Below are 20,027 nucleotides of genomic sequence, written 5' to 3'. Positions count from 1 at the left end.
CAGATTGTTCATTCTATATGTCTCAGACGGACATAAATGTTCGTCATATCCATACAGAATTAACAACTTTGTTCTTCCGACAGTGTATCATGGTAAGTCATAATCCCTGCTGCAACAGCCACTTTTATATACTCTTTGGAAGGATGTAAGCTTAGCGTAAAAGGACTTTACTTTCCTATAAAGTTATCCTGGAGTTTCACCAGATTAATATTCTCTTGTCGTATAATTCCCTGTGATTTTATTAACCTTAGCGGTTTTATCAATGTATAGAACTCCACTGCAATCGATTGTATTAATGATACATTTGGGTCCAATGGTAATATCATTTCCATTTACGACTTCCGCTGTTACTCCTCTTAACTCAATTGTAGTAGCTTCAATCAGCTTCACCTTTGATTGAATACGATTGATTAAGGTCAGTATTTTACCCCTGGTAAATCTTGAATTAATGCGAATTCGATCCCCTACAATTTCATTTGCTTCGATGCAGCCTTCCGCATTGATAATATCAGCTGATACCTCTCCTTTTGTGGAGATTGCTCCATCACAGACGATTTCTTCTGCCTCAATCTTACCACCCGATCTTTCACTCAATACTCCCTCAATTACCAATTTCTTCGCCCGGATATTGGATTTAAAATCAGCTACACCCTCGCAATATAATAAACCGGTTTCCACATCGCCATTACAATCAAAAACTCCCTCAATAGAAATCTCATTCGCTTTAATATTACCCTTACAGCTCCCTACTCCTTCTATTTTGACGATGTCATATTCTCCACCGCTGATTGTTCCAATACCTTCCATTTTAAAATTCTGCATTTATGCTCCCTCCCTATTCTTAACTTGATTGGATAAAACGGTTCTTGTATTTTAGCTTTATTTCGTCTGCAATTTCTTCTAAGGCTATCTGATCAATTACTGTAATCGTGCTGTCAAAATCCAATATCGTGGTATCTGATGAAAATAACACATGAAATTCCTTGTCGATGGTAAAAATAATACCAATAACATTGGTCTTTCTAAGTCTTGAACCGGCACTCATACTTTTTCTCAGTAAATCCTCCATCTCCTCTATGGATAGACTGTGTCTGGCTGCTAATCTTGATATGGCAATTGTCATCGTCACCTCAAGAATATCGTACTGTGTTTTATCTAGGATCTGCGGAAGACGCTCCAATAAACTGCTATTAATCTCTGATATATCCTGCATACTCTCAATTGGTATCCTTTTCTCGCCAGTCTCTGGAGATAACATTTTCGCAAGCTCCTCCAGGGAATAATGATCCTTCATATCTAATATGGATTTTATCCGACTTAGAATCTGGTCTCTCGGAAAAAAGGTTTCCTGTCCTGTATAGGCAGATTGCTTAATAAACCATTCTTCCGGAATGAGACGTTCCCTCTTCCATCGATATAGCTGTCCATAGGATATTCCAGTTATAGCCAGTAGGTCCTTTTTGGATATTAAGTTCAATTATGATCACCTCTGTAACGTAACATTGTTTTATTGTTTTTATGAATATAACATAACATTGTTACACTGTCAAGAAATAACTATGCAGTTACTCAATAATTAATTTGAATATTAAGCGCTATTTCGAATATACTATATAAAAAATTAATACATTTTTTATAGAATTATTATATTGTGTCAGATTATGTTGACAATGGATGCTGTTTTCTATAAAATAATCTTATCAACTATAATAGGGAGGATAATACAATGGAAGATAAGAGACCAGCAGACGGCAAAGCGATAGCCTCTTTAGTTCTTGGTATTGTATCATTTATCTGCATTTTCTTTGGATATGGCGCTATATTAGGAATTGTTTTGGCAATCGTAGGATTAATCTTAGGTATGGATTCAAAGAAAAGGAATCCTTCCGGAATGGCTACCGCAGGTGTTGTACTTAGTATCATTAGCTTAGCTATTTGTACAATCTCCTTCATTGCATGTGTTGCTTGTGTAGGCGCACTTGCATCATTAGCATAATAATAATTGGAGAGGCTGTTGCGAAATGTATCAGCAGAGATTAATTCTCTGTAATATATTATACAACAGCCCTTTTCATGTATAAGAAAATTCACCAAAATTCCTACACTGTATTAATGGAGGGAATCAATGCTACCTGAAGTCACTATTCTTGGACATACCATCGCCTTATACGGACTTATGATATTAATTGGTGTCATCATTGGTACCATCGTTGCTTTATCTCTGGCTCGCAGGATGTCGATCAAAAATGAAGATGTAATATTTGCTATCATTTATGGTATCATCGGTTTTATTGTTGGTGGTAAGCTATTATATCTGATTATTGAGCTTCCGTTAATCCTTCAGAACATCGATCGAATTATACATGACTATCAACTGTTGATCTCCCTCTTGTCGGGTGGTTTCGTATTTTATGGAGGCTTTATCGCCGGTTTTCTTTTGATGCTATTTTACTGTCGTAGATACCAGGTTCCAACCACCGGTATGATTGCAACGATTATTCCCATTGTACCACTGGTACATGCTTTTGGCAGAATAGGATGCTTTTTCGCAGGCTGCTGCTATGGTATTCCCTATGAAGGGTGGATGCATATCGTATTCCATCGTTCATTGGTTGCTCCTAATGAGGTATCCTTATTTCCAGTACAATTATTAGAAAGTGCTGTTAACTTCGGTATATTTCTATTCCTATATTATTCAGCCAGAAAAGCGAAGAGTGCCACAGCTATTCTTACAAGCTACCTTATTCTATACAGTATTATGAGGTTTATTATGGAGTTTCTTCGGGGAGACAGTGCTCGAGGATTTCTCCTTGGATTATCCGTGTCACAATGGATCAGTATTCTGCTACTGATCATCGCGATATTTATAAAGAAACGTCATTCTGATAGTATATCAGATGTAGTCGATAAGGATTTTCTTGATAAGAGGTAATATTTTAAGAAAAGAGAATTATTATGGATGTTACATAATACATCAACAGGGACAATTACTTTCCATAATTGTCCCTACTAATATATTACGCAATATTATTAATTACTGGTTTATCTTAATCATAACTAAAACTGATATAAATTGATTCCCATATTAATAAGAATTTTATGTAACTCATTCATCTGTTCATCTGATGGGGCTTTCAATCCTTCTAATTCATATATACGACCAAGGCTTATATACTTTCCACGTCCCAGCTTATGATACGGTAACAGTTCCATTCCTTTGTAATTCTTACAATTCTCAGTAACAAACTTTCCAATAGACTGTATCTCATGAGCGCTATCATTAAATCCTGGAATGACTGGCGTACGGATGATAAAATCAAACCCATATTCTTTTGAAAGCTCATCCATCACTATAATATTATTTAATATACTTGCATTACTTGCTCCAGTCCACTCTTCATGTTTTACAGTATCTGCTGACTTTAAATCCATAAACGCCATATCTAGATAAGGAGCAATTGCTTCATAATCATCTTCTCGAGCATATCCACAAGTTTCAATTGCCGTATTGATATAGTTCTGCTTAAATGTTTGTAATAGATTTAATGTAAACTCTGGTTGAGCCAATGGTTCTCCGCCGGATATAGTTACTCCTCCACCACTTAGATGATAAAACTGTATATCCCGCTTAACCACATCAAATACTTCTTTTACAGTCATTTCTTGTCCATCAATTTTGCGACATTGAGGATAGCATTTTAGAGTACATGAAAAAGCATCCTCCCTCAAATAGCATTTGTCACAAATTGACCGGTCAGCCTTCAGACCATTATCCAATGCACCATAACGACAAAGCTTTACACATTCTCCACAACCGATACATTGATCCTCAAAAAAAACCATTTCACAGTTAAATTTCTGAGTTTCAGGATTACTGCACCATTTACAACGTAACGGGCATCCTTTGAGAAATACTGTTGTTCTCAGACCAAAGCCGTCATTTATCGCGTACCGTTCAATATTTGATACCATGCCTTTTTTATTAAGGATTTCAGAAGCTATTGTTTTATTTCCTGTATAGTTAACCATGTTTGCATCTCCTTCTTCACTTCTTAACCATTCGATAACAAAAGCATAGTTTAATTATCACGGTTCATTAATACTGCTGCTACAATGATAATACCTTTAATAATCATCTGTGGGTAAGATGCTATTCCTACCAGATTCATGATATTACCTAATGCGCCAATCAGGAAGGCACCAATTAGTGTCTTTGTAGGACTACCCACTCCACCTGAAAGAGTCGCACCACCGACAACAACCGCTGCTATCGCATCCAACTCATAACCGTCACCAACAGTAGCTGTACCCATACTGAGTCTTCCGGCAAGTATCATTCCAGCCATGCCAAATAGCAAGCCACCTAATGAGTATGTAATTACAAGATATTTCTTAACATTAATTCCAGCAAGCCTAGCTGTCTCAGAATTACCACCAATTGCATAAATTCCGCGGCCGAACTTTGTTTTCTTAAGCATAAACACAACAATGATATATACAATGAATAAAATGAAAACAGGAGAAGGAATACCAAGGATATTACCCTGAATAAATTCTGGCCAGAAGGTACCATCAATTCTACGATTCTGACCTACCTGATAGATATACGCAATACCCTTTAATATCGTCATCATCGCTAGTGTAGCAATAAATGGAGCTACCTTTGCATATGCTACGAGAACTCCAGAGATCAAACCAAATACTATACTCATTACTGCTACAAGAATGATTGCTAGCCAACCTCTTCCTTCTTGTATGAAGCCGGCTGTAAAACAAACTGCTACTACTACATAGGAACCGACTGCAAGATCAATACCTCCTGTAATAACAATAAATAACATACCTAATGCACATATAGCGTAGATTGAATTCTGTAATAAAACAGTCTTAATATTACTAACTGTTAAAAATGCAGGAGACGCAATGCTACCAAAGATTATTAGTGCAATAAAGGCTATTACTACAAAATTATTTTTGATAAATCCTAGTGAGTTCCCTACTATATTTTTCTTTGAAGTAGTAGCTAATCCCCCTGTCATATCATATCCTGACATAGTATACCTCCATTCTATGCCTTTGCGGCATAACCTTTCTACATAGATTTTATTCTCTTAGCATGCGGCACCAGCTGCATACTCCATTATCGCTTTTTCTGATAACTGATCTCTCTTTAGTTCGCCGGATACCTTACCCTCATACATAACATATACACGATCACTCATTCCGATGATTTCCTGCATATCAGAGGATATCATAATAATTGCTACATTTTGCTGGGCAAGCTTCTTCATAATACTATATATTTCATATTTTGCTCCAACATCAACGCCCCTGGTTGGTTCATCAAGTATGAGAATTTTAGGATCCGTCGCCATCCATTTGGCTAATACAACCTTTTGCTGATTTCCACCACTTAGACTTTTGACCGGATTGATATAATTTGTAGTCTTAATCTTCAGCTTATCAATCATATCCAGTGTAAGTTTTTCCTCTTTTCTTTTATTCAGAAGGCGATTCTTAGTTACTCGATCAAGTGCAGCCAGACTGGTATTAAAGCCGATTGTTTGTTTTAATATGAGACCATTCCCCTTACGATCCTCAGAGACGAAACCTATCCCATATCCTATAGCTTGTCGTGGATTTTTAATTTTTACCTCTTTATTATTCAATTCTACAATTCCTGAGCCCTTCTGTGTATATGCTCCAATTAATGCGGACATTAATTCCGTTCGACCAGCTCCAAGTAGTCCTGCAATCCCTACAATTTCACCAGCTTTAAAACTCATAGTTACATCATTTACTATATTTTTACCCGGATAGTTCGGATGAGCTACACAATAATTTTTAATCGATAATATGGTATTTCCGATCATTGTCTTTTCCTTTGGATAGAAATCCTCCATCTCACGGCCTATCATGAAGGAAACAAGATCATGCTCACTGACCTCCGAGGTTTTTTTCGTTGTAATCATTCTGCCATCACGCATTACTGATACAGTATCTGTTAAAGCAAAAATCTCTTCCAATCGATGAGAAATATAAATTATGGTGATTCCTTCTTCTTTAAGTTGTCGTAGAACCTTAAAAAGGAATTCTATTTCTCTTCCGGTAAGGGGTGCCGTTGGTTCGTCCAATATCATAACCTTTCCGCCCATTAGAATTGCTTTTGAAATTTCTACTAATTGTTGATGACCAACACTTAAATGTTTTACCTTCAAATGTACATCAATATCAAGTGAAAGTCTTTTAAGTGCTTCCATTGCTTTGGTGTACATTGTTTTCCAATCGATCATTCCATTTTTCAATGGCATATTACCTAAAAACATGTTTTCAGCAACACTCAGTTCCGGGATTAAAGCAAGTTCCTGATGAACCATTACTATTCCGTGTTGATTTGCTTCTTTCGGATTATTAAGTTTTACTTCTTGACCATTTATGAAAACACATCCCTCCACTGTATGATGTGAATAACTACCGCTTAATATATTCATCAAAGTGGATTTTCCTGCACCATTTTCGCCAACTAAGGCATGAATATCACCCTGCTGTACACTGAAGGTGACATCATCCAAGGCTTTAACACCGGAAAATTTTTTAGTAATGTTTTTCATCTCAATTGCCTTGGAACGCTCCATATACCCAACTCCTTTATGTCAAACTATATTTTATCTATTGCTCCGGTAGCGATCTGGGGGGGACCGCTACCAGAGCATATTATAAGGGGATTGTTAATAATTGGGAAACAAATAATATCTTAATATTTAATTAGTATCTGTATCATACTATCTGATTAATATGTTGAATTAGGATCATACACAGTATTTACGTTATCAGCTGTATATAATGTATTGGGAACGTAGAAGGTAGAAGGTGTTGTTACACCAGTTGCTTGAAGTGCTGCCAAATACACTGCCCATTTACCCATCATTCTGGGATCATTCGCTACAGTACCTACGACACCCTTATCACCGTTTTTAATCCATTCTAATACAGATTTTCTAGCATCAATAGACGTAATCATGATGTCACCAGTTTTACCAACTGAGTCAAGAGCAGCTACAACACCCTGTGCACCACCGTCACATGCTGCAAATATAATATCAAGGTCCGGATTTGCCTGTAATGCATCCAGTGTCTCATTCATAGCAGGTTCAGGCTGCCAGTTATAATAGCGGTAAGCTACGATATCAAGATTGGATTGTCCATATTTCTCAAGCATATAATCGTTGTAACCCGCAATCTGACCCCATCTTCTTAAGTCAGATTCTTCTTCCTGAGCAGCTGCAGATAATACCAATGCCTGTACCTGATCCTGCCAACCATATTTCTCATCATAGGATTTTGCTAGTTGATAACCTGATTGATAACCACTGTTTTCAACATCACAGGATACAAATGTAAAGGGAGATCCTTCAGCATCGAGTGCACAGTTAACTACTGTTAAAGGAATATTCGCAGCATGAACTTTTTCAATTGCAGGAAGAACTCCTGTAGAATGAAAAGGATTAACAATAATAGCATCCGGCTGCAAGTTCACTAATGTTTCAATATCAGCTAACTGTTTTGTTAAATCGTTACCACCGTCATAAACGGTTAATTCAATACCTAAGTGTTTCGCTTCATCCTCAGCAAGTCTGACCAACTGCTCCCACCATTCTGAGCCTGCAATGTTTCTTTGAGAAAATCCAATCTTCAAGCCCTTAAACTGATCTTTTTCACCAATCATTTCTTCCGGTAATAAAGCCAATTGCTCCGGTGTTGCTGAGAAAACTTCTCCCGAAGCTTCTACCTTCTTCTCATCGCTATTAGAGGTACCTGCCTGCTTTAGTTCTGTTGCGGAAGTACATCCAAAAAGCATGGTTGAAATCATTGAAACACCAATAACGAAACATATAATTCTTTTCCTCATAATTACCCTCCTGCTGCCTGTTCATCAGGCATTCATAGTATTTTATTGTTCCCCTATTATATTTTTTCTTCAGTACGTTCGATAATATCCTTTTGAACGTCCTTGGATAACTGAGTAAAGTAAGCACTGTATCCAGCAACTCTAACAAGAAGATTAGCATATTTCTCCGGATTTTTCTGTGCATCCAGAAGTGTCTTTTTACTCACAACATTAAATTGCATTTGGGCTCCGCCAGCCGCAAAATATCGGTCGATTAAGCTTACAAATCTAGCCAATCCATCATTTTTATTAATCATTACTTCTGACATAATTATCCTCCATTCTTAAAATAGTTATAATAGTCTTATCCTATCGTTCTTAACACAGGTCTGATGGGCTGAACTTCATATTATATAAGGAACCACAGGATAATAAAATGTTATTAATCTTTGCTACAGATGCTATTGCTGCAGTAGGTCCGCTGACATCCGTTCCTCTCATTGGCGATTGACCATCTGCCACCGCAGTATATGCTTCACGACCATCCGGAGTTGCTCCACATACTTTACCAAATGGTGTGTTACTGGATACCGTACTGGTGGAACAGTGAAGTGTACCTCCAATCGGTCCTCTTCCATATCTTGTATTCTTATAACTACTCAACTCATTTGCTACAAACGCTAACATTTCTCTCGCAAGCTCGTCCACCTCATCAATATCATTACCGTACTTATGAACTCCAAGGCAAAGTGCTTTTATCTGTGGACCAGTAGGCTTTGTTTCCATATCGGAGAAATTAGTTAGTAATGCATGCTTCAGTTGTGCTCCGGTGATTACTTTATCATCAAACACTAATTTCTTTATTGCATATAGGCTGTTTGCAACATTAGCTGTACCGATTGTCTGCTGTCCAGTTAAGTCATATTTTGCTCCACCTTGCTTAATCGGCTTTCCTCTCGGAATTGTGGTGGTAGTACAACCAAAAATGGCAGCCATGGGCTCTTCCAATGTTTCCTCCCAAACCTGATCAATGGTATTCTCCAGAATTGCTTCCTGCTTTATGTAGTAAGCAATCTGATTTAAGTATGCTTCCTTTGCTTCATCAAAACTTTCAAATGTTGCAAGATCTTTATTATCTTTATTGGTATGCAGGCATATACCGGTTCTTGGATCCAGTCCGTTGTAGAGGGACATTTCCAATGCCTTTGTACAGTTCAACCAGGCTCCGCCAGTTCTTCCTCCCAGCAGTCCGGCTGTGCCAGGTTCAACGCAACCGATAATGCAATAATTATATGCATCATTCAATTCATAACCACGGTTCATTAGCGCCGGAATATAGGTTTCATCGTTGAAAATGGATGGTAGTCCAGTACCTAATCGAATTACCTCAGCTACCTTGATTTTAAACTCATATGGAGTATTCTTATGAAAACGTACTGTTAAGGATGGTTGAGGAATTCTGGTGTGATAGGTTGCATCCAGGCAAATATAACTTAATTCGTTGGTAGCATCACATTTCTTAATCGGATCCTGTCCACCGATCGTTAGATTCTGGAACATCGGTACACCACGATAAAAGTCCGTATCAATCCAGCTTCTTACCTTATTACAGGTATAAATCTGAAGGAAGAAATTCTCGGTCAGTTCTAATGCCAGATCATCTGTTAGGCTTCCGTCTTGAATTCCTTTTTTATAGAATGGATACATATACTGATCATATCGCCCAAAGGATACTCCTGCACCACTGTCTTCAATTTGAATACAAATATGTGTCAATATGATAAACTGTAATGCTTCATAGAAATTTCTTGCCGGATTCTTTGGAATCCATCTACAGGTATCAGCAATCAGCATAAGTTCTTTTTTACGTGTTTCATCCTTTTCCTCAGATGCCATTTTTTCAGCTAAATCAGCATATCTTGCTGCAAATTTGATTATTGCATTTGCACTAATGATGGCAGCGTCATAGAAATCCTTTTTCTTAATCGTATCCGGCTGGCTCCAATCAAGCTCATCACGATATTTTACACAATCATCAATCAGCTTTTGTACGCCGTGATTGATTAAATATTCATGATCCGGTGCAAAATGACCATCACCACCTTGGAAATAGGTACCGATATCCGCTGCTTTTAAATCATAATGAGTAATAAGTGCTTCTTTTGGTAATCTTGCCCGGAGTGTATCCGTATGGGTTTTTCCTTTCCACCAGTCACACATATCCTTAATTAATGGCTTATCTTCTTCCTGCAGTGTATAGCGATCAGCTGGTCTTTCCCACGGAAAATATGGATTTCCTTTCAACAACTCCTCTTCTACCCATTCAACTTCGAATTCCGGGAAGAGCGGAGCCCATCTGGGTTTGGAAGCATGATTTCCGGCGAATAAGCTTCCTGGCATAATATAAATACTCATGTTCTCAAGTACATAATCAATCGCTTTCGCTCTTCGCACTATCGGGGGCAAATTCATGTTATCCTTATAGAACTCTGTTAATAGATGACCTCTTTCAGCACAAATACCGTATTCAAATGATGTAACGTATTTGTAAAGTTTATCAATACGCTCCGTCCGAACCGGTTGTGTACCAATTTGAAACGAATCAATTTCTTTCATAATAGAAACCTCCTTATGTAATTCAATAGTCATTAACCATTCATAGCTGCTTTGTATTCTCACCGTAGGTCATTTTGTTTTTGAGCTCCTTGGTTAATTTGTATAGTTATCATAGCATTTGATACTCTTTTCGAAAACTTACTATCTTTATATTAAGGGGAACAATCTTTAGATGTTGTGCATTTTTTATGTTATTTTTTCATTTATCCTATTTTTTTATATAATTTTTACGAACAATGTGTTGAATTAATACCCTTTTTCAAATATAATCTTATCATATGATAAGATTAATGTAGCTACTCTAGATAATCTATTGTATATCATAAAAAATTGGGGATCATTTTTAGCATAGGGGATTGTTTTCATCAAAACAAGGATAAAATTCTTCCATGGGATAAAAGTAAGATGTAATGGTGGGGAACAGAATAATATAATTCCGAAACAAGTCTGTATTCGGAGTTAACTATTGTTATGCTTATTAGTTAGGGAGGAAAAACATGCTAAAGGTGTTAATCGTCGATGATGAAATCCGAGTATGCCGTCTAATTCAATACTTAATTGATTGGGAGTCCCTTGGCTTTGAAATGCTGGGATATGTTAATGACGGCTTATCTGCTTTCCAAATTATTCAAGAGAAAAATCCAGATATCGTAATTACCGATATAAGAATGCCTGAGTTCGGTGGGTTGGAACTAATTCAACAAACGAGAAATATCAGTTATAATACCCACTTTATTATCATAAGTGGTTATAGTGATTTTTCCTATGCTCAGACCGCCATAAAGTATGGAGTAGATGATTATCTTTTAAAACCCATTAAGAAAAAAGAGCTGATTCAAACCCTGGATAAAATCAAATCAGAGCTCGATTTAGTGAAAAAGAATATTATACAGACAGAGAATATGCGAAGAATGTTGGACCAAAGCGGACGAAAGGTGAAAAGCAAGCTTCTTTCCGATATGTTCGAAGCAGGTATGGCGTTTCAATATCATATACAAAGTATAAATGATACCTATTTTTGTAATTTTATTGAAGGCCTATATCAGATGATTGGACTTCAGATTCATCTTAATCCCATACCAAATACTCAGACAATCGGATTCCTTAATTCTAAAGTACAGGATGCTATTTCAGAAACCTTCTCCTCTTATCATGAGGTAGTCTTCACTTATTCTTGTGGTACTATGTATTGTCTCATCAATGGTACAGATGAAGAATTTTCTTCATTGAAAACGGACCTTCAAAAATTACGTACCTTGATATTGAGTTTCAAAGATGTCTTTGATGGAATTCGGCCAATCATAGCTCTTAGTGAACGCATGAGTGAAATTAATACAGTTCCTATTCTTAAGCAGCAGGTCGAATATGTATTAATGAACAAACTATTTTATAATATTGATACTCCACTGATGTATAAACCGCATCCCGAGGTACCTTCTATCGATCATGTCCTTGGAAACAGCTTTCGTAAAGATTTTATGATATATGTAGAAACTTTAGATTTTTACAATTTATCTAATCTACTGAAGACCATACAAGAAACTTTAAAACATACCTCTCCGATCGACGGTAAGTATGTACTTGATATTTATCACGAAATTGTATCCCTCTTCTTATTCAGTGTGAAAAGTAATAGCATTAATCTTGACTTAAAAACAATAGAAGAAGATTTTAATGAAAATTTTAATCGATTTACAAGTATTGATGAATGCTTCCAGTACTTGAATGATAGACTGATTAATTACTTAAGTGAATGGCAGAACGAAAAAGCATTAGCACATTCAAAGCCTATAAGACAAGCAAAGCAATATATAAATGAACATTATAAGGAGCCTCTCACTCTAGAAATTATCGGTTCTTTTATTGGATTAAATCCAACCTATTTTTCCAGTGTATTTAAAAAAGAAACCGGAGCCAGTTTTATTGATTATCTTACGGAGGTACGCGTTCAGAACTCTAAGAATCTCCTGGTGAACACGTCAATTAGTGTTTATGATGTTGCAGAGCAATGTGGATTTAATGACATGAAGTATTTCAATAAGAAGTTTAAGAAATATACCGGGTTAAGTCCTTCTGAATACCGTAAGCTTTATTCCTAATATGAGGGGAGAATAATACCATGATGAAATCCATACCCATTATGCCTAGAGTCATCCTCTTTCTTTCTATACAGACAGCCTTTAATCTTCTTTGGATTATGGGTTCTCATAACAATATTCCAGAGGGACTACCCTATACTATAATTGGTGTAGTTTTGAACATTATTTTTCTCTTCTTATATTATTTATTTGTAATACGTTCCATAAATCTTAATAATAGGCTTTATCATTTATTTGTTGAAGGAAAGATATATGAGGAATTATTTAAAGAGAATATTCCCTTTACAGCTCAGTCAGCCCTGGTGATGAATAAGTTTTATCAGCTGTTGGATAAGCAGGATGCGATCAATTTATCTATGAAGCAGGCGGAATATCTTGCATTGCAAAATCAAATTAATCCTCACTTTTTATACAATACATTGGAGGCGATCCGTGGTGATGCTATCTATGCAGGTGTAACAAGCATTGCCGAAACCACAGAGGCATTATCTTCCTTCTTTCGCTATACTATCACAGAGGTAAAAGCCTTGGTAACATTAGCAGACGAATTACAGAACGCTGAGAACTACTTTAAAATTCAGCAATATCGCTTTGATGACAAAATTAAAATGAATATACGTTTTCCAGAAAATGAGGAGAATGTTACATTATTAAGACTTCCAAAGTTAACGCTCCAGCCCATTATTGAAAATGCTGTTTTTCATGGCTTAGAAGGGAAGGTAGAGGGTGGATGTATCACGATTGAGATTGAAACAACAAATAAATCTTTATTAATTACTGTCTCCGATAACGGATTAGGAATACCACCTCAAACCCTGAGTCGATTGAATGCATCATTGGAAGAAGCAGCCATACCAACAACCCATGAAGAAATTAAATCAAAAGGTGGCATTGCTCTTCGGAACGTATCTCAGCGAATTAAGCTATTGTTTGGTGAAGATTATGGTATTCACGTCTATAGTACTCTGGGGTTTGGAGCTGATGTGCATATTACTCTCCCAAAGATTATGGAATAAGGAAGGGCCTTCTGTATATGAAAGAAGAATTGTTCAGAATTAATCACGGAACACTAACCTATCACAATCGTATGTTGATTGAAAACATTAATTTAAGAGTATTAAAATCAGAAACACATGGTATCATTCTTGATAGTACCGAAGTGAAGAACGTATTAATAAAACTGCTATGCGGAGAATTAAAACTGAGTTACGGTAAAGTCTATATCATGGAAAACTTGATAAAGGATGCCGATATCAATAAAAAGCTTCGTAATCATGTTGCTTTAATCGATCAGACTAGACATCTGATCCCTACCCTCACTATATATGAAAATATATATTTTTCACAATTTCATATTTTGTACCTTAATCCAAAGCATTATTACAAATGCGCCAGGAATTTATTCGAGTATTTTAATATTGATATCCCACTGGATAAACCAGTAAAAGATTTGACAATATATGAGGGTGTAGTCATTGAATTGATGACCGCTTATGCTTTAGAACGCAAGTTAATTGTTCTTTCTAATATAACAAATATACTAAATAGCATTGAGGTTGCTTCTATCTTCAATCTGATTGATAAGTTAAAGAAAAAAGGACTTTCTTTTCTAGTAATTAATAATATTGAAGATATGAAGCTCCGGTATACCGATCGCTTAACCATTATTAAGGGTGGTAATACCATTGGAATCTTTGATTCTAAACAGATTAATAAGGATACCTTATATCGTATTTTTTATTACGATCAGGAAAATACTGATATTCAACACAGGTACAAATATAACAATAATTCAAGCAATGAGATTTTTTCAGTTCATAACTTAACCGATGATATATTAAAAAATATAAGCTTTCAAGTTCATAAGGGTGAAATTGTCCGCATTCTTTATACTGATGAAACCAGCGTTAATAGACTTATCTCCGTACTAAAAGGAGAACATACCTCATTTGTTGGTAACATTCTACTGGAGGGTCATAATTTTAAACCTATGTACGGTTACATGAATTATAAGAATGATATAGGTTTTGTGGAAGAGGACTCGATCGAAAGAATGTTATTCAAAAACCTAAGTGCTTTTGATAATCTAAGCTATCCCCTCAGTAATAAAGTCAAATGGTTCTGGCTCAAAAACAGGTACAAAAAAAGTATGGAGATACAATTACAGGATATTCTTGATCCAGAAAAGCTAAAGCATACCTTAAGTGCACTCTCCCCTGATGATCAGCTGAAAATAGTTTACTGTAAATGGCTATTATACAATCCAAAACTTCTTATTTGTGTGAAACCGTTCTCAGTTGCCGATGCTCAAAATCAGCTCACAGAGAAATTAATTACTTTACTTTCTGAGCGCGGTATCGCTATATTAATTATAACCTCCAGTTGGCCATCATTTAGTTCGATTAATGGTAAGATATTATATCTTCGTAATGGAGTATTAGAAAATAAATAGCATGAGCTACAATCCTTAGGCTCATGCTATTTTCGATTCGACTCATATTTTCTTAGAAACAGCGGAAGAATAAGATTCTTCTCAGATTAATCCTCTCAAATTCCCAACGGTTCCTTCTCCAGCGGAATCCCTGAACAAATTGATTCCCCACGAAGGTTGGATAGAACCAGAAGCTATTACCGTTGACTAGCCATATAAAGGTATACCGGTGAATACACCTGCGAATCTGCCCCGGTCTAACAAATCCGAATTGCGGTGAAACCGGAACCCCCGGTCTCCCCGGAGCACCAAACGTGCGGCTTTCCATCTGTGGTGCCTCAGGAATAAAATTAGGTGGGGCTGATCTTGGTGCAGCTTCTGCACCGGGAAATTGCCCTTGGGGACCTGGTGTAAAATCTATCCGATTATCGTCACTGTCCCGATCCGCAGGTCTTCTTTGCTGGTCCGTGCCTGGGCGATCAGAGGGTCTTCCTGGTCCCCCCTGAAATATCTGCTGACTCTTCATATACCTATGTTGCGTTTGTTTGTTATTATCTACATTATCGTTATTCAAACCATTAACCCCTTTCTGCGTGATTACTCATACATTATCTTATGTTACGAACGCAGAAAGGTTATATTGTATTAAAATTCTTTCTTCTCATATATCCGGTTAGAAATATAGTATGATAAGCCAAGTGACAGGATTAATACTACCGGTACAATAACATATATATTTTTCACCAAAGTATTAAGTACTTCTATTAGCCCCTCCGGAGGCTGTGATTTCCCTTTCACCAGTTGGTTAATCAATATTCCAACTAAAAACGGGATGAAGTAGACGAACATTAGTATAATTCGGGCTCTTTCTATTCCGAACTTTGTTATAATCGGTATCACAATACAGTAGAAGAATATTACAATTGCTACGCCAATTAATCCACTCTGTATGTTCGCCATCGTTAGTTCCGTTTTCAATATGGTATTCAATATAAGAGTAAATATCGTGTTAACAACCAACCCAAACAGGGTGAGTAGCAGCATAATCAGGTATTTACTCTGAATAATGCTCTTTCTTGAAAGTGGCATCGTCAATGCATAACAATCAAATTTCGCCATCTCATCATACGAGAAAGTCGATAATACCAATATAGCGAAAAGCATGGTAAATATACTTCCGAAAAAGCTGGCGTCCCGCTGGTAAACTGACACTACACCATAAATCACGAAAAACAAAGCAAACAATCTTACGTTTTTCTTTAAATTTATAATATCCTTTAGAATTAATCCCAGCATCTTATATACTCTCCTTTCCCCTGCTGACAAATAGCATAATTTCCTCAATAGAAGTCTTATCTACCGGATGCTGATGATAGTGTTTTTGGAAAGCTTCTTTATTGCGGATCATAACATCCGCTCCAAAGCTATTCTCCCGGATACCTACCACAAAGCTCTTATCGAGTGAGGCTACATCCTCTCTTCGGCAATGAATCACTCCATATTGATAGATCAGATTATCTTTACTTTCACTGAAAATAATCTTTCCCTTATGGATAAACGTTACATAGTCAGCAATCTTTTCTATATCACTAATAATGTGGGATGATAATAATATGGTGTGCTCCTCATCCTGAATGAATTCCAGAAAGATATCCAGGATTTCATCTCTTACCATAGGATCCAATCCACTGGTTGCCTCATCTAAAATCAGCAGCTTCGATTTGTGAGATAAAGCAATAGCAATGGACAGCTTCATTTTCATTCCCCGAGAAAAATCCTTGATAATTTTACCCTGTGGCAATTGGAATCTCGTCATATAATCCATGAAAACCTTCTCCTGCCAATTGGGATAGATATTCTTCATAATTAAATTAACATTATTGATCGTTAGGTTATCATGCAGATTGCTGCCATCAAAAACGACTCCTATACTGGCCTTGTCATTCCTTGATAGCTTCAGATGGTCTGTTCCGAGTACAGTGATCTCCCCTCCATCCATATGGATCAGGTTCATTATTGCTTTAATGGTTGTAGTTTTCCCTGCTCCATTCTCTCCTACAAAGCCCATAATGCTTCCCTGAGGCACACATAAATCGATTCCATCCAAGGTAAAATCACTATAGCGCTTTGTAAGCTGTTTAATTTCAATTGCATTTACATTGCTAATCGCCATTATTAAGCCTCCTCCTCATAAATCATACGGATTATTTCCTGTAATTCTTCCAGTTCAATTCCACCGGCCTTAGCTCCGGCAACTGCTTTTCCTAAGTGTTCTTCCACTATACGTAATTGCTCCTCCCTCACAAACTCCACGTTTTTCTCTGCCACAAAGCTTCCTTTGCCAACTACCGTATAAATAAAGCCATCTCTCTCAAGATCCTCATATGCCCTTTTTGTTGTGATTACACTGATACGCAATTCCTTTGCAAGCATTCTCATGGAGGGAAGTATGGATCCAGCCTCCAACTCGCCATTCATAATCATTTGCTTAATCTGTGATGTGATTTGCTCATATATCGGTTTGTCGCTGGAATTGCTGATTAAAATATTCATGTAACCTCCATTCTACCACTGTTAGCTATATTTCTTGTTCGTTCGTTGGTGTTATATTGTATATATCTCATATACACACTATACACCCTTATATACACACTGTCAATATGGATTTTGAAAAAATTTTTTAATTTATTGAAGACATTATTCGTTTTGTTTCGTTTCTATCAATGTAACATGAATGGGAGCCCGTTTCAATTATAGGTATTAAGCTATGATAATCTAAAAAAGGAGGATATATGAAGACATTATTAAAATTGATTACTGTAACTACTGTATTCATCTTATCGATTTCTCTTCTAGGGTGTATCAAATCCCGTTTTGGAAAAAAACATATGTGTAAAACGGCAACAACAGTTTAAAACCACTTTAAAGAAGATGACAAATCTATTATACTAAACTATAATCAAAGAATAGAGAGGGGGCGGAAGAGATTAGTAATGAGCAATATTATGAATATTTAATCGATAAATATCAGAACTTAGTTTTCTCAATTTGTTATAAGATTGTAAGGAACTACTTTGATGCTGAAGATTTAGCTCAGGAAACCTTTCTTTCCGCCTATAAGCACTTACCCACCTTTGACCGGCAATACGAAAAAGCATGGCTCAGCCGGATTGCTACAAATAAATGTTTAGATTTCATAAAGAAGTCAGACCGTCAAAGTATTCCCACCGAAGAAGAATATTTTCTTGCCCAGAAGGGCAGGGATCCCTCTCCAGAAGAAAACGTCCTGGAACTTGAAGTGAAGAATCAGCTATCCATGCAATGCAATTCTTTAAAACCTCCTTACCGTGAAATCGCACTTGATTATTTTCTTAAAGAATTAACGGCAAGTGAGATTGCAGCAAATACCGGTAAGAACTTAAAAACTGTACAAACACAGATATACCGGGCTAAAGCAATGCTACAGAAAAAGTATAAGAAAGGAGCTATATTGAATGAATGATAATCAACATATTTCTGAACAAGATTTATTAAACTTCCGAAATAACTGTTTGAATCAGGAAGAATTAGAGCAATTACTTTCCCATGTAAGCTCCTGTAACTACTGTTCTGAACGCTTGGCTGATATTATGTCCGAGGAGATGCTTCAAGCGCCCAAGAACTTAAAGGATAGTATATTAAAAGCTACAAAACGTCCGGACATTCAGATTGCAATGAAGGCAAATGAGACTTCAAAAAACATGCAATTATTCTTTTATAGCCTCAAGATCGGTACTGCTGCAGTTGCTGCATTACTCCTGTTATTTCTTTCAACAAATATACCGGCTGAAAATGCTTCTTCCAAGCAGGCAATACCACTTTCACAGGAAATGTCCATGGATGATGAATTGGATAACTCCTCAGCTTCCTGGACATCTGTGATCAGAGAGAACCTGGATGATTTTAGTTCAAACATGATGGATTTTTCAAATAAAATTATGAAAACGGAGGTAACTGAACATGATTAGAAAAAAAAGCGGATTTTTAACTTTTTGCTTTTCTTTACTGCCCGGTGCAGGGCAAATGTACATGGGATTTATGAAGCGTGGATTAAGTCTTATGTCCATATTCTTCTTTCTTATATTTCTGGGTGTCTGGCTCAATGTCGGATCCCTGATGCTGGCGATGCCGATCATATGGTTTTTTTCTTTCTTTGATACGCATAATCTCCGTTCCATGCCCGACGATGAATTCTACGCTATGGAAGACAACTATATCCTTCTTCCAGACACCGCCAAGGAACATATGATGCAGCTTCAAAGCAAATATCGTGTTGTATTGGCCATTGCATTAATTGTGGTTGGTATTTCAATTTTATGGAATAATATGTACGAGATGATCCGCTGGTTCATTCCTGATGTATTACGGAATGCATTATATCGCTTTGGTCATTATTTCCCTCAGCTGTTCATCGGCTTCTTAATTATTCTGCTTGGTATTTATCTGATCAGAGGAAAGAAAAAGGATCTTGATACGAAAGAGCAAATACGTATGCTAGAGGATAAAGGAGGTAATGAACAATGACAAAAGTTCATCGGGTAGGAACCATTACGCTAGGTGGAATGCTGGTCGTCTTTGGTATATTATTTCTCCTTCGCATTTTCATACCGGCATTATCCTACGATATTATTTTTAAATTATGGCCTGTTGTATTTATATTTTTAGGATTGGAAATCTTAATAGCTAATTTCTCACAGAAGGAAGACAAACTCGTCTATGATAAAACAGCATTTGCATTGATTATTATCCTATCCTTCTTTGCTATGGGAATGGCTTTTACTGATTTATGTATCACTTATGCCCAGTCCCATGTTAGGGTTGTGTGGTAACGATAGACGCCTTCTTATGCGAGTTCGTATTATCAAATCATTGCTATGATAATACGAACTCGCAGTTATGTTTACCTTGCCTTCGCATACTTCATCTTAATAAATATTTCTGTCTGATTTACTCT

At 36.6% G+C, this 20,027-nt stretch carries 21 protein-coding genes; 9 read left to right on the top strand and 12 right to left on the bottom strand.

Annotated features, from left to right (window positions below; genetic code table 11):
* Window positions 1-204: 204 nt before the first annotated feature.
* A complete protein-coding gene (locus H0486_RS04530) occupies window positions 205-822 on the bottom strand; it encodes a hypothetical protein (protein ID WP_228351859.1) in 618 nt (205 codons plus the stop codon).
* Window positions 823-841: 19 nt separating this feature from the next.
* Complete coding sequence (locus H0486_RS04525; RefSeq protein WP_228351858.1) at window positions 842-1,477, bottom strand: DUF4004 family protein; 636 nt, start codon at window positions 1,475-1,477, stop codon at window positions 842-844.
* Between the two features lie 249 nt (window positions 1,478-1,726).
* Here H0486_RS04525 and H0486_RS04520 point away from each other — a divergent pair, with 249 nt between their 5' ends.
* Both H0486_RS04520 and H0486_RS04515 read left to right on the top strand, forming a co-directional pair.
* On the top strand, window positions 1,727-1,996 hold the full coding sequence (locus H0486_RS04520; RefSeq protein ID WP_228351857.1) for a DUF4190 domain-containing protein: 270 nt from the start codon (window positions 1,727-1,729) through the stop codon (window positions 1,994-1,996).
* Window positions 1,997-2,125: 129 nt separating this feature from the next.
* Entirely contained in the window at window positions 2,126-2,932 is an 807-nt protein-coding gene (locus H0486_RS04515; RefSeq protein ID WP_228351856.1) for a prolipoprotein diacylglyceryl transferase, read from the top strand.
* Between the two features lie 125 nt (window positions 2,933-3,057).
* On the opposite strand, the gene H0486_RS04510 is transcribed toward H0486_RS04515, so the two are convergent.
* The 6 genes from H0486_RS04510 to H0486_RS04485 all read right to left on the bottom strand — a co-directional run bounded on the left by H0486_RS04510 (window position 3,058) and on the right by H0486_RS04485 (window position 10,504).
* A complete protein-coding gene (locus tag H0486_RS04510) occupies window positions 3,058-4,029 on the bottom strand; it encodes a glycyl-radical enzyme activating protein (RefSeq protein ID WP_228351855.1) in 972 nt (323 codons plus the stop codon).
* 50 nt (window positions 4,030-4,079) lie between these two features.
* A complete protein-coding gene (locus H0486_RS04505) occupies window positions 4,080-5,054 on the bottom strand; it encodes an ABC transporter permease (protein WP_228351854.1) in 975 nt (324 codons plus the stop codon).
* A 57-nt stretch (window positions 5,055-5,111) separates the two neighbouring features.
* Window positions 5,112-6,635 (bottom strand): sugar ABC transporter ATP-binding protein, encoded by a 1,524-nt coding sequence (locus tag H0486_RS04500; protein ID WP_228351853.1) that lies wholly within the window; start codon window positions 6,633-6,635, stop codon window positions 5,112-5,114.
* 155 nt (window positions 6,636-6,790) lie between these two features.
* Window positions 6,791-7,909 (bottom strand): substrate-binding domain-containing protein, encoded by a 1,119-nt coding sequence (locus tag H0486_RS04495; RefSeq protein WP_228351852.1) that lies wholly within the window; start codon window positions 7,907-7,909, stop codon window positions 6,791-6,793.
* Window positions 7,910-7,965: 56 nt separating this feature from the next.
* Window positions 7,966-8,217, bottom strand: coding sequence for a glycine radical domain-containing protein (locus tag H0486_RS04490; RefSeq protein ID WP_228351851.1), 252 nt, complete (start codon window positions 8,215-8,217; stop codon window positions 7,966-7,968).
* Between the two features lie 49 nt (window positions 8,218-8,266).
* The gene (locus H0486_RS04485; RefSeq protein ID WP_228351850.1) at window positions 8,267-10,504 is read right to left on the bottom strand and encodes a pyruvate formate lyase family protein; all 2,238 of its coding nucleotides are present in this window, start codon (window positions 10,502-10,504) and stop codon (window positions 8,267-8,269) included.
* 497 nt (window positions 10,505-11,001) lie between these two features.
* On the opposite strand from H0486_RS04485, the gene H0486_RS04480 reads away from it, so the two are divergent.
* Genes H0486_RS04480 through H0486_RS04470 form a run of 3 tightly spaced genes read left to right on the top strand, consistent with a single transcriptional unit; the run spans window position 11,002 to window position 15,055 of the window.
* Entirely contained in the window at window positions 11,002-12,603 is a 1,602-nt protein-coding gene (locus H0486_RS04480; protein ID WP_228351849.1) for a response regulator, read from the top strand.
* A 20-nt stretch (window positions 12,604-12,623) separates the two neighbouring features.
* Window positions 12,624-13,619, top strand: a complete 996-nt coding sequence (locus H0486_RS04475) for a sensor histidine kinase (protein WP_228351848.1) — start codon at window positions 12,624-12,626, stop codon at window positions 13,617-13,619.
* 17 nt (window positions 13,620-13,636) lie between these two features.
* A complete protein-coding gene (locus tag H0486_RS04470; protein ID WP_228351847.1) occupies window positions 13,637-15,055 on the top strand; it encodes an ATP-binding cassette domain-containing protein in 1,419 nt (472 codons plus the stop codon).
* A gap of 52 nt (window positions 15,056-15,107) precedes the next feature.
* Here H0486_RS04470 and H0486_RS04465 read toward each other — a convergent pair whose 3' ends face one another.
* The 4 genes from H0486_RS04465 to H0486_RS04450 all read right to left on the bottom strand — a co-directional run bounded on the left by H0486_RS04465 (window position 15,108) and on the right by H0486_RS04450 (window position 17,587).
* Window positions 15,108-15,608 carry a hypothetical protein gene (locus H0486_RS04465; protein WP_228351846.1) on the bottom strand — a complete coding sequence of 167 codons (501 nt, stop codon included), beginning with the start codon at window positions 15,606-15,608 and terminating at the stop codon, window positions 15,108-15,110.
* A gap of 71 nt (window positions 15,609-15,679) precedes the next feature.
* Window positions 15,680-16,330 carry an ABC-2 transporter permease gene (locus tag H0486_RS04460; protein ID WP_228351845.1) on the bottom strand — a complete coding sequence of 217 codons (651 nt, stop codon included), beginning with the start codon at window positions 16,328-16,330 and terminating at the stop codon, window positions 15,680-15,682.
* Between the two features lies 1 nt (window position 16,331).
* Window positions 16,332-17,207, bottom strand: coding sequence for an ABC transporter ATP-binding protein (locus tag H0486_RS04455; RefSeq protein WP_228351844.1), 876 nt, complete (start codon window positions 17,205-17,207; stop codon window positions 16,332-16,334).
* A gap of 2 nt (window positions 17,208-17,209) precedes the next feature.
* The gene (locus tag H0486_RS04450) at window positions 17,210-17,587 is read right to left on the bottom strand and encodes a GntR family transcriptional regulator (RefSeq protein WP_228351843.1); all 378 of its coding nucleotides are present in this window, start codon (window positions 17,585-17,587) and stop codon (window positions 17,210-17,212) included.
* Between the two features lie 433 nt (window positions 17,588-18,020).
* On the opposite strand from H0486_RS04450, the gene H0486_RS04445 reads away from it, so the two are divergent.
* From H0486_RS04445 to H0486_RS04430, 4 genes are read left to right on the top strand one after another with little or no spacing between them, the layout of a single operon-like run.
* The gene (locus H0486_RS04445; protein ID WP_228354364.1) at window positions 18,021-18,536 is read left to right on the top strand and encodes an RNA polymerase sigma factor; all 516 of its coding nucleotides are present in this window, start codon (window positions 18,021-18,023) and stop codon (window positions 18,534-18,536) included.
* On the top strand, window positions 18,529-19,041 hold the full coding sequence (locus tag H0486_RS04440) for a hypothetical protein (RefSeq protein WP_228351842.1): 513 nt from the start codon (window positions 18,529-18,531) through the stop codon (window positions 19,039-19,041). Before H0486_RS04445 ends, H0486_RS04440 begins: the two co-directional genes overlap by 8 nt.
* On the top strand, window positions 19,034-19,597 hold the full coding sequence (locus tag H0486_RS04435) for a hypothetical protein (protein ID WP_228351841.1): 564 nt from the start codon (window positions 19,034-19,036) through the stop codon (window positions 19,595-19,597). Before H0486_RS04440 ends, H0486_RS04435 begins: the two co-directional genes overlap by 8 nt.
* Window positions 19,594-19,902 carry a LiaI-LiaF-like domain-containing protein gene (locus H0486_RS04430; protein ID WP_228351840.1) on the top strand — a complete coding sequence of 103 codons (309 nt, stop codon included), beginning with the start codon at window positions 19,594-19,596 and terminating at the stop codon, window positions 19,900-19,902. The genes H0486_RS04435 and H0486_RS04430 overlap by 4 nt, the downstream gene beginning before the upstream one ends.
* Window positions 19,903-20,027: the final 125 nt, after the last annotated feature.

This window comes from Variimorphobacter saccharofermentans (genome assembly GCF_014174405.1).
Classification (GTDB): domain Bacteria; phylum Bacillota; class Clostridia; order Lachnospirales; family Lachnospiraceae; genus Mobilitalea; species Mobilitalea saccharofermentans.
The sequence above is the reverse complement of the archived record's forward strand: the minus strand, read 5'-3'. Positions and strand labels throughout refer to the sequence as shown.

Excerpts from the sequence above, each read along its gene's own strand:
- H0486_RS04530 (WP_228351859.1), bottom strand. The coding sequence starts at position 822 with ATGCAGAATTTTAAAATGGAAGGTATTGGAACAATCAGCGGTGGAGAA.
- H0486_RS04520 (WP_228351857.1), top strand. The coding sequence starts at position 1,727 with ATGGAAGATAAGAGACCAGCAGACGGCAAAGCGATAGCCTCTTTAGTT.
- H0486_RS04515 (WP_228351856.1), top strand. The coding sequence starts at position 2,126 with ATGCTACCTGAAGTCACTATTCTTGGACATACCATCGCCTTATACGGA.
- H0486_RS04510 (WP_228351855.1), bottom strand. The coding sequence starts at position 4,029 with ATGGTTAACTATACAGGAAATAAAACAATAGCTTCTGAAATCCTTAAT.
- H0486_RS04505 (WP_228351854.1), bottom strand. The coding sequence starts at position 5,054 with ATGTCAGGATATGATATGACAGGGGGATTAGCTACTACTTCAAAGAAA.
- H0486_RS04500 (WP_228351853.1), bottom strand. The coding sequence starts at position 6,635 with ATGGAGCGTTCCAAGGCAATTGAGATGAAAAACATTACTAAAAAATTT.
- H0486_RS04495 (WP_228351852.1), bottom strand. The coding sequence starts at position 7,909 with ATGAGGAAAAGAATTATATGTTTCGTTATTGGTGTTTCAATGATTTCA.
- H0486_RS04490 (WP_228351851.1), bottom strand. The coding sequence starts at position 8,217 with ATGTCAGAAGTAATGATTAATAAAAATGATGGATTGGCTAGATTTGTA.
- H0486_RS04485 (WP_228351850.1), bottom strand. The coding sequence starts at position 10,504 with ATGAAAGAAATTGATTCGTTTCAAATTGGTACACAACCGGTTCGGACG.
- H0486_RS04480 (WP_228351849.1), top strand. The coding sequence starts at position 11,002 with ATGCTAAAGGTGTTAATCGTCGATGATGAAATCCGAGTATGCCGTCTA.
- H0486_RS04475 (WP_228351848.1), top strand. The coding sequence starts at position 12,624 with ATGATGAAATCCATACCCATTATGCCTAGAGTCATCCTCTTTCTTTCT.
- H0486_RS04470 (WP_228351847.1), top strand. The coding sequence starts at position 13,637 with ATGAAAGAAGAATTGTTCAGAATTAATCACGGAACACTAACCTATCAC.
- H0486_RS04460 (WP_228351845.1), bottom strand. The coding sequence starts at position 16,330 with ATGCTGGGATTAATTCTAAAGGATATTATAAATTTAAAGAAAAACGTA.
- H0486_RS04455 (WP_228351844.1), bottom strand. The coding sequence starts at position 17,207 with ATGGCGATTAGCAATGTAAATGCAATTGAAATTAAACAGCTTACAAAG.
- H0486_RS04450 (WP_228351843.1), bottom strand. The coding sequence starts at position 17,587 with ATGAATATTTTAATCAGCAATTCCAGCGACAAACCGATATATGAGCAA.
- H0486_RS04440 (WP_228351842.1), top strand. The coding sequence starts at position 18,529 with ATGAATGATAATCAACATATTTCTGAACAAGATTTATTAAACTTCCGA.
- H0486_RS04435 (WP_228351841.1), top strand. The coding sequence starts at position 19,034 with ATGATTAGAAAAAAAAGCGGATTTTTAACTTTTTGCTTTTCTTTACTG.
- H0486_RS04430 (WP_228351840.1), top strand. The coding sequence starts at position 19,594 with ATGACAAAAGTTCATCGGGTAGGAACCATTACGCTAGGTGGAATGCTG.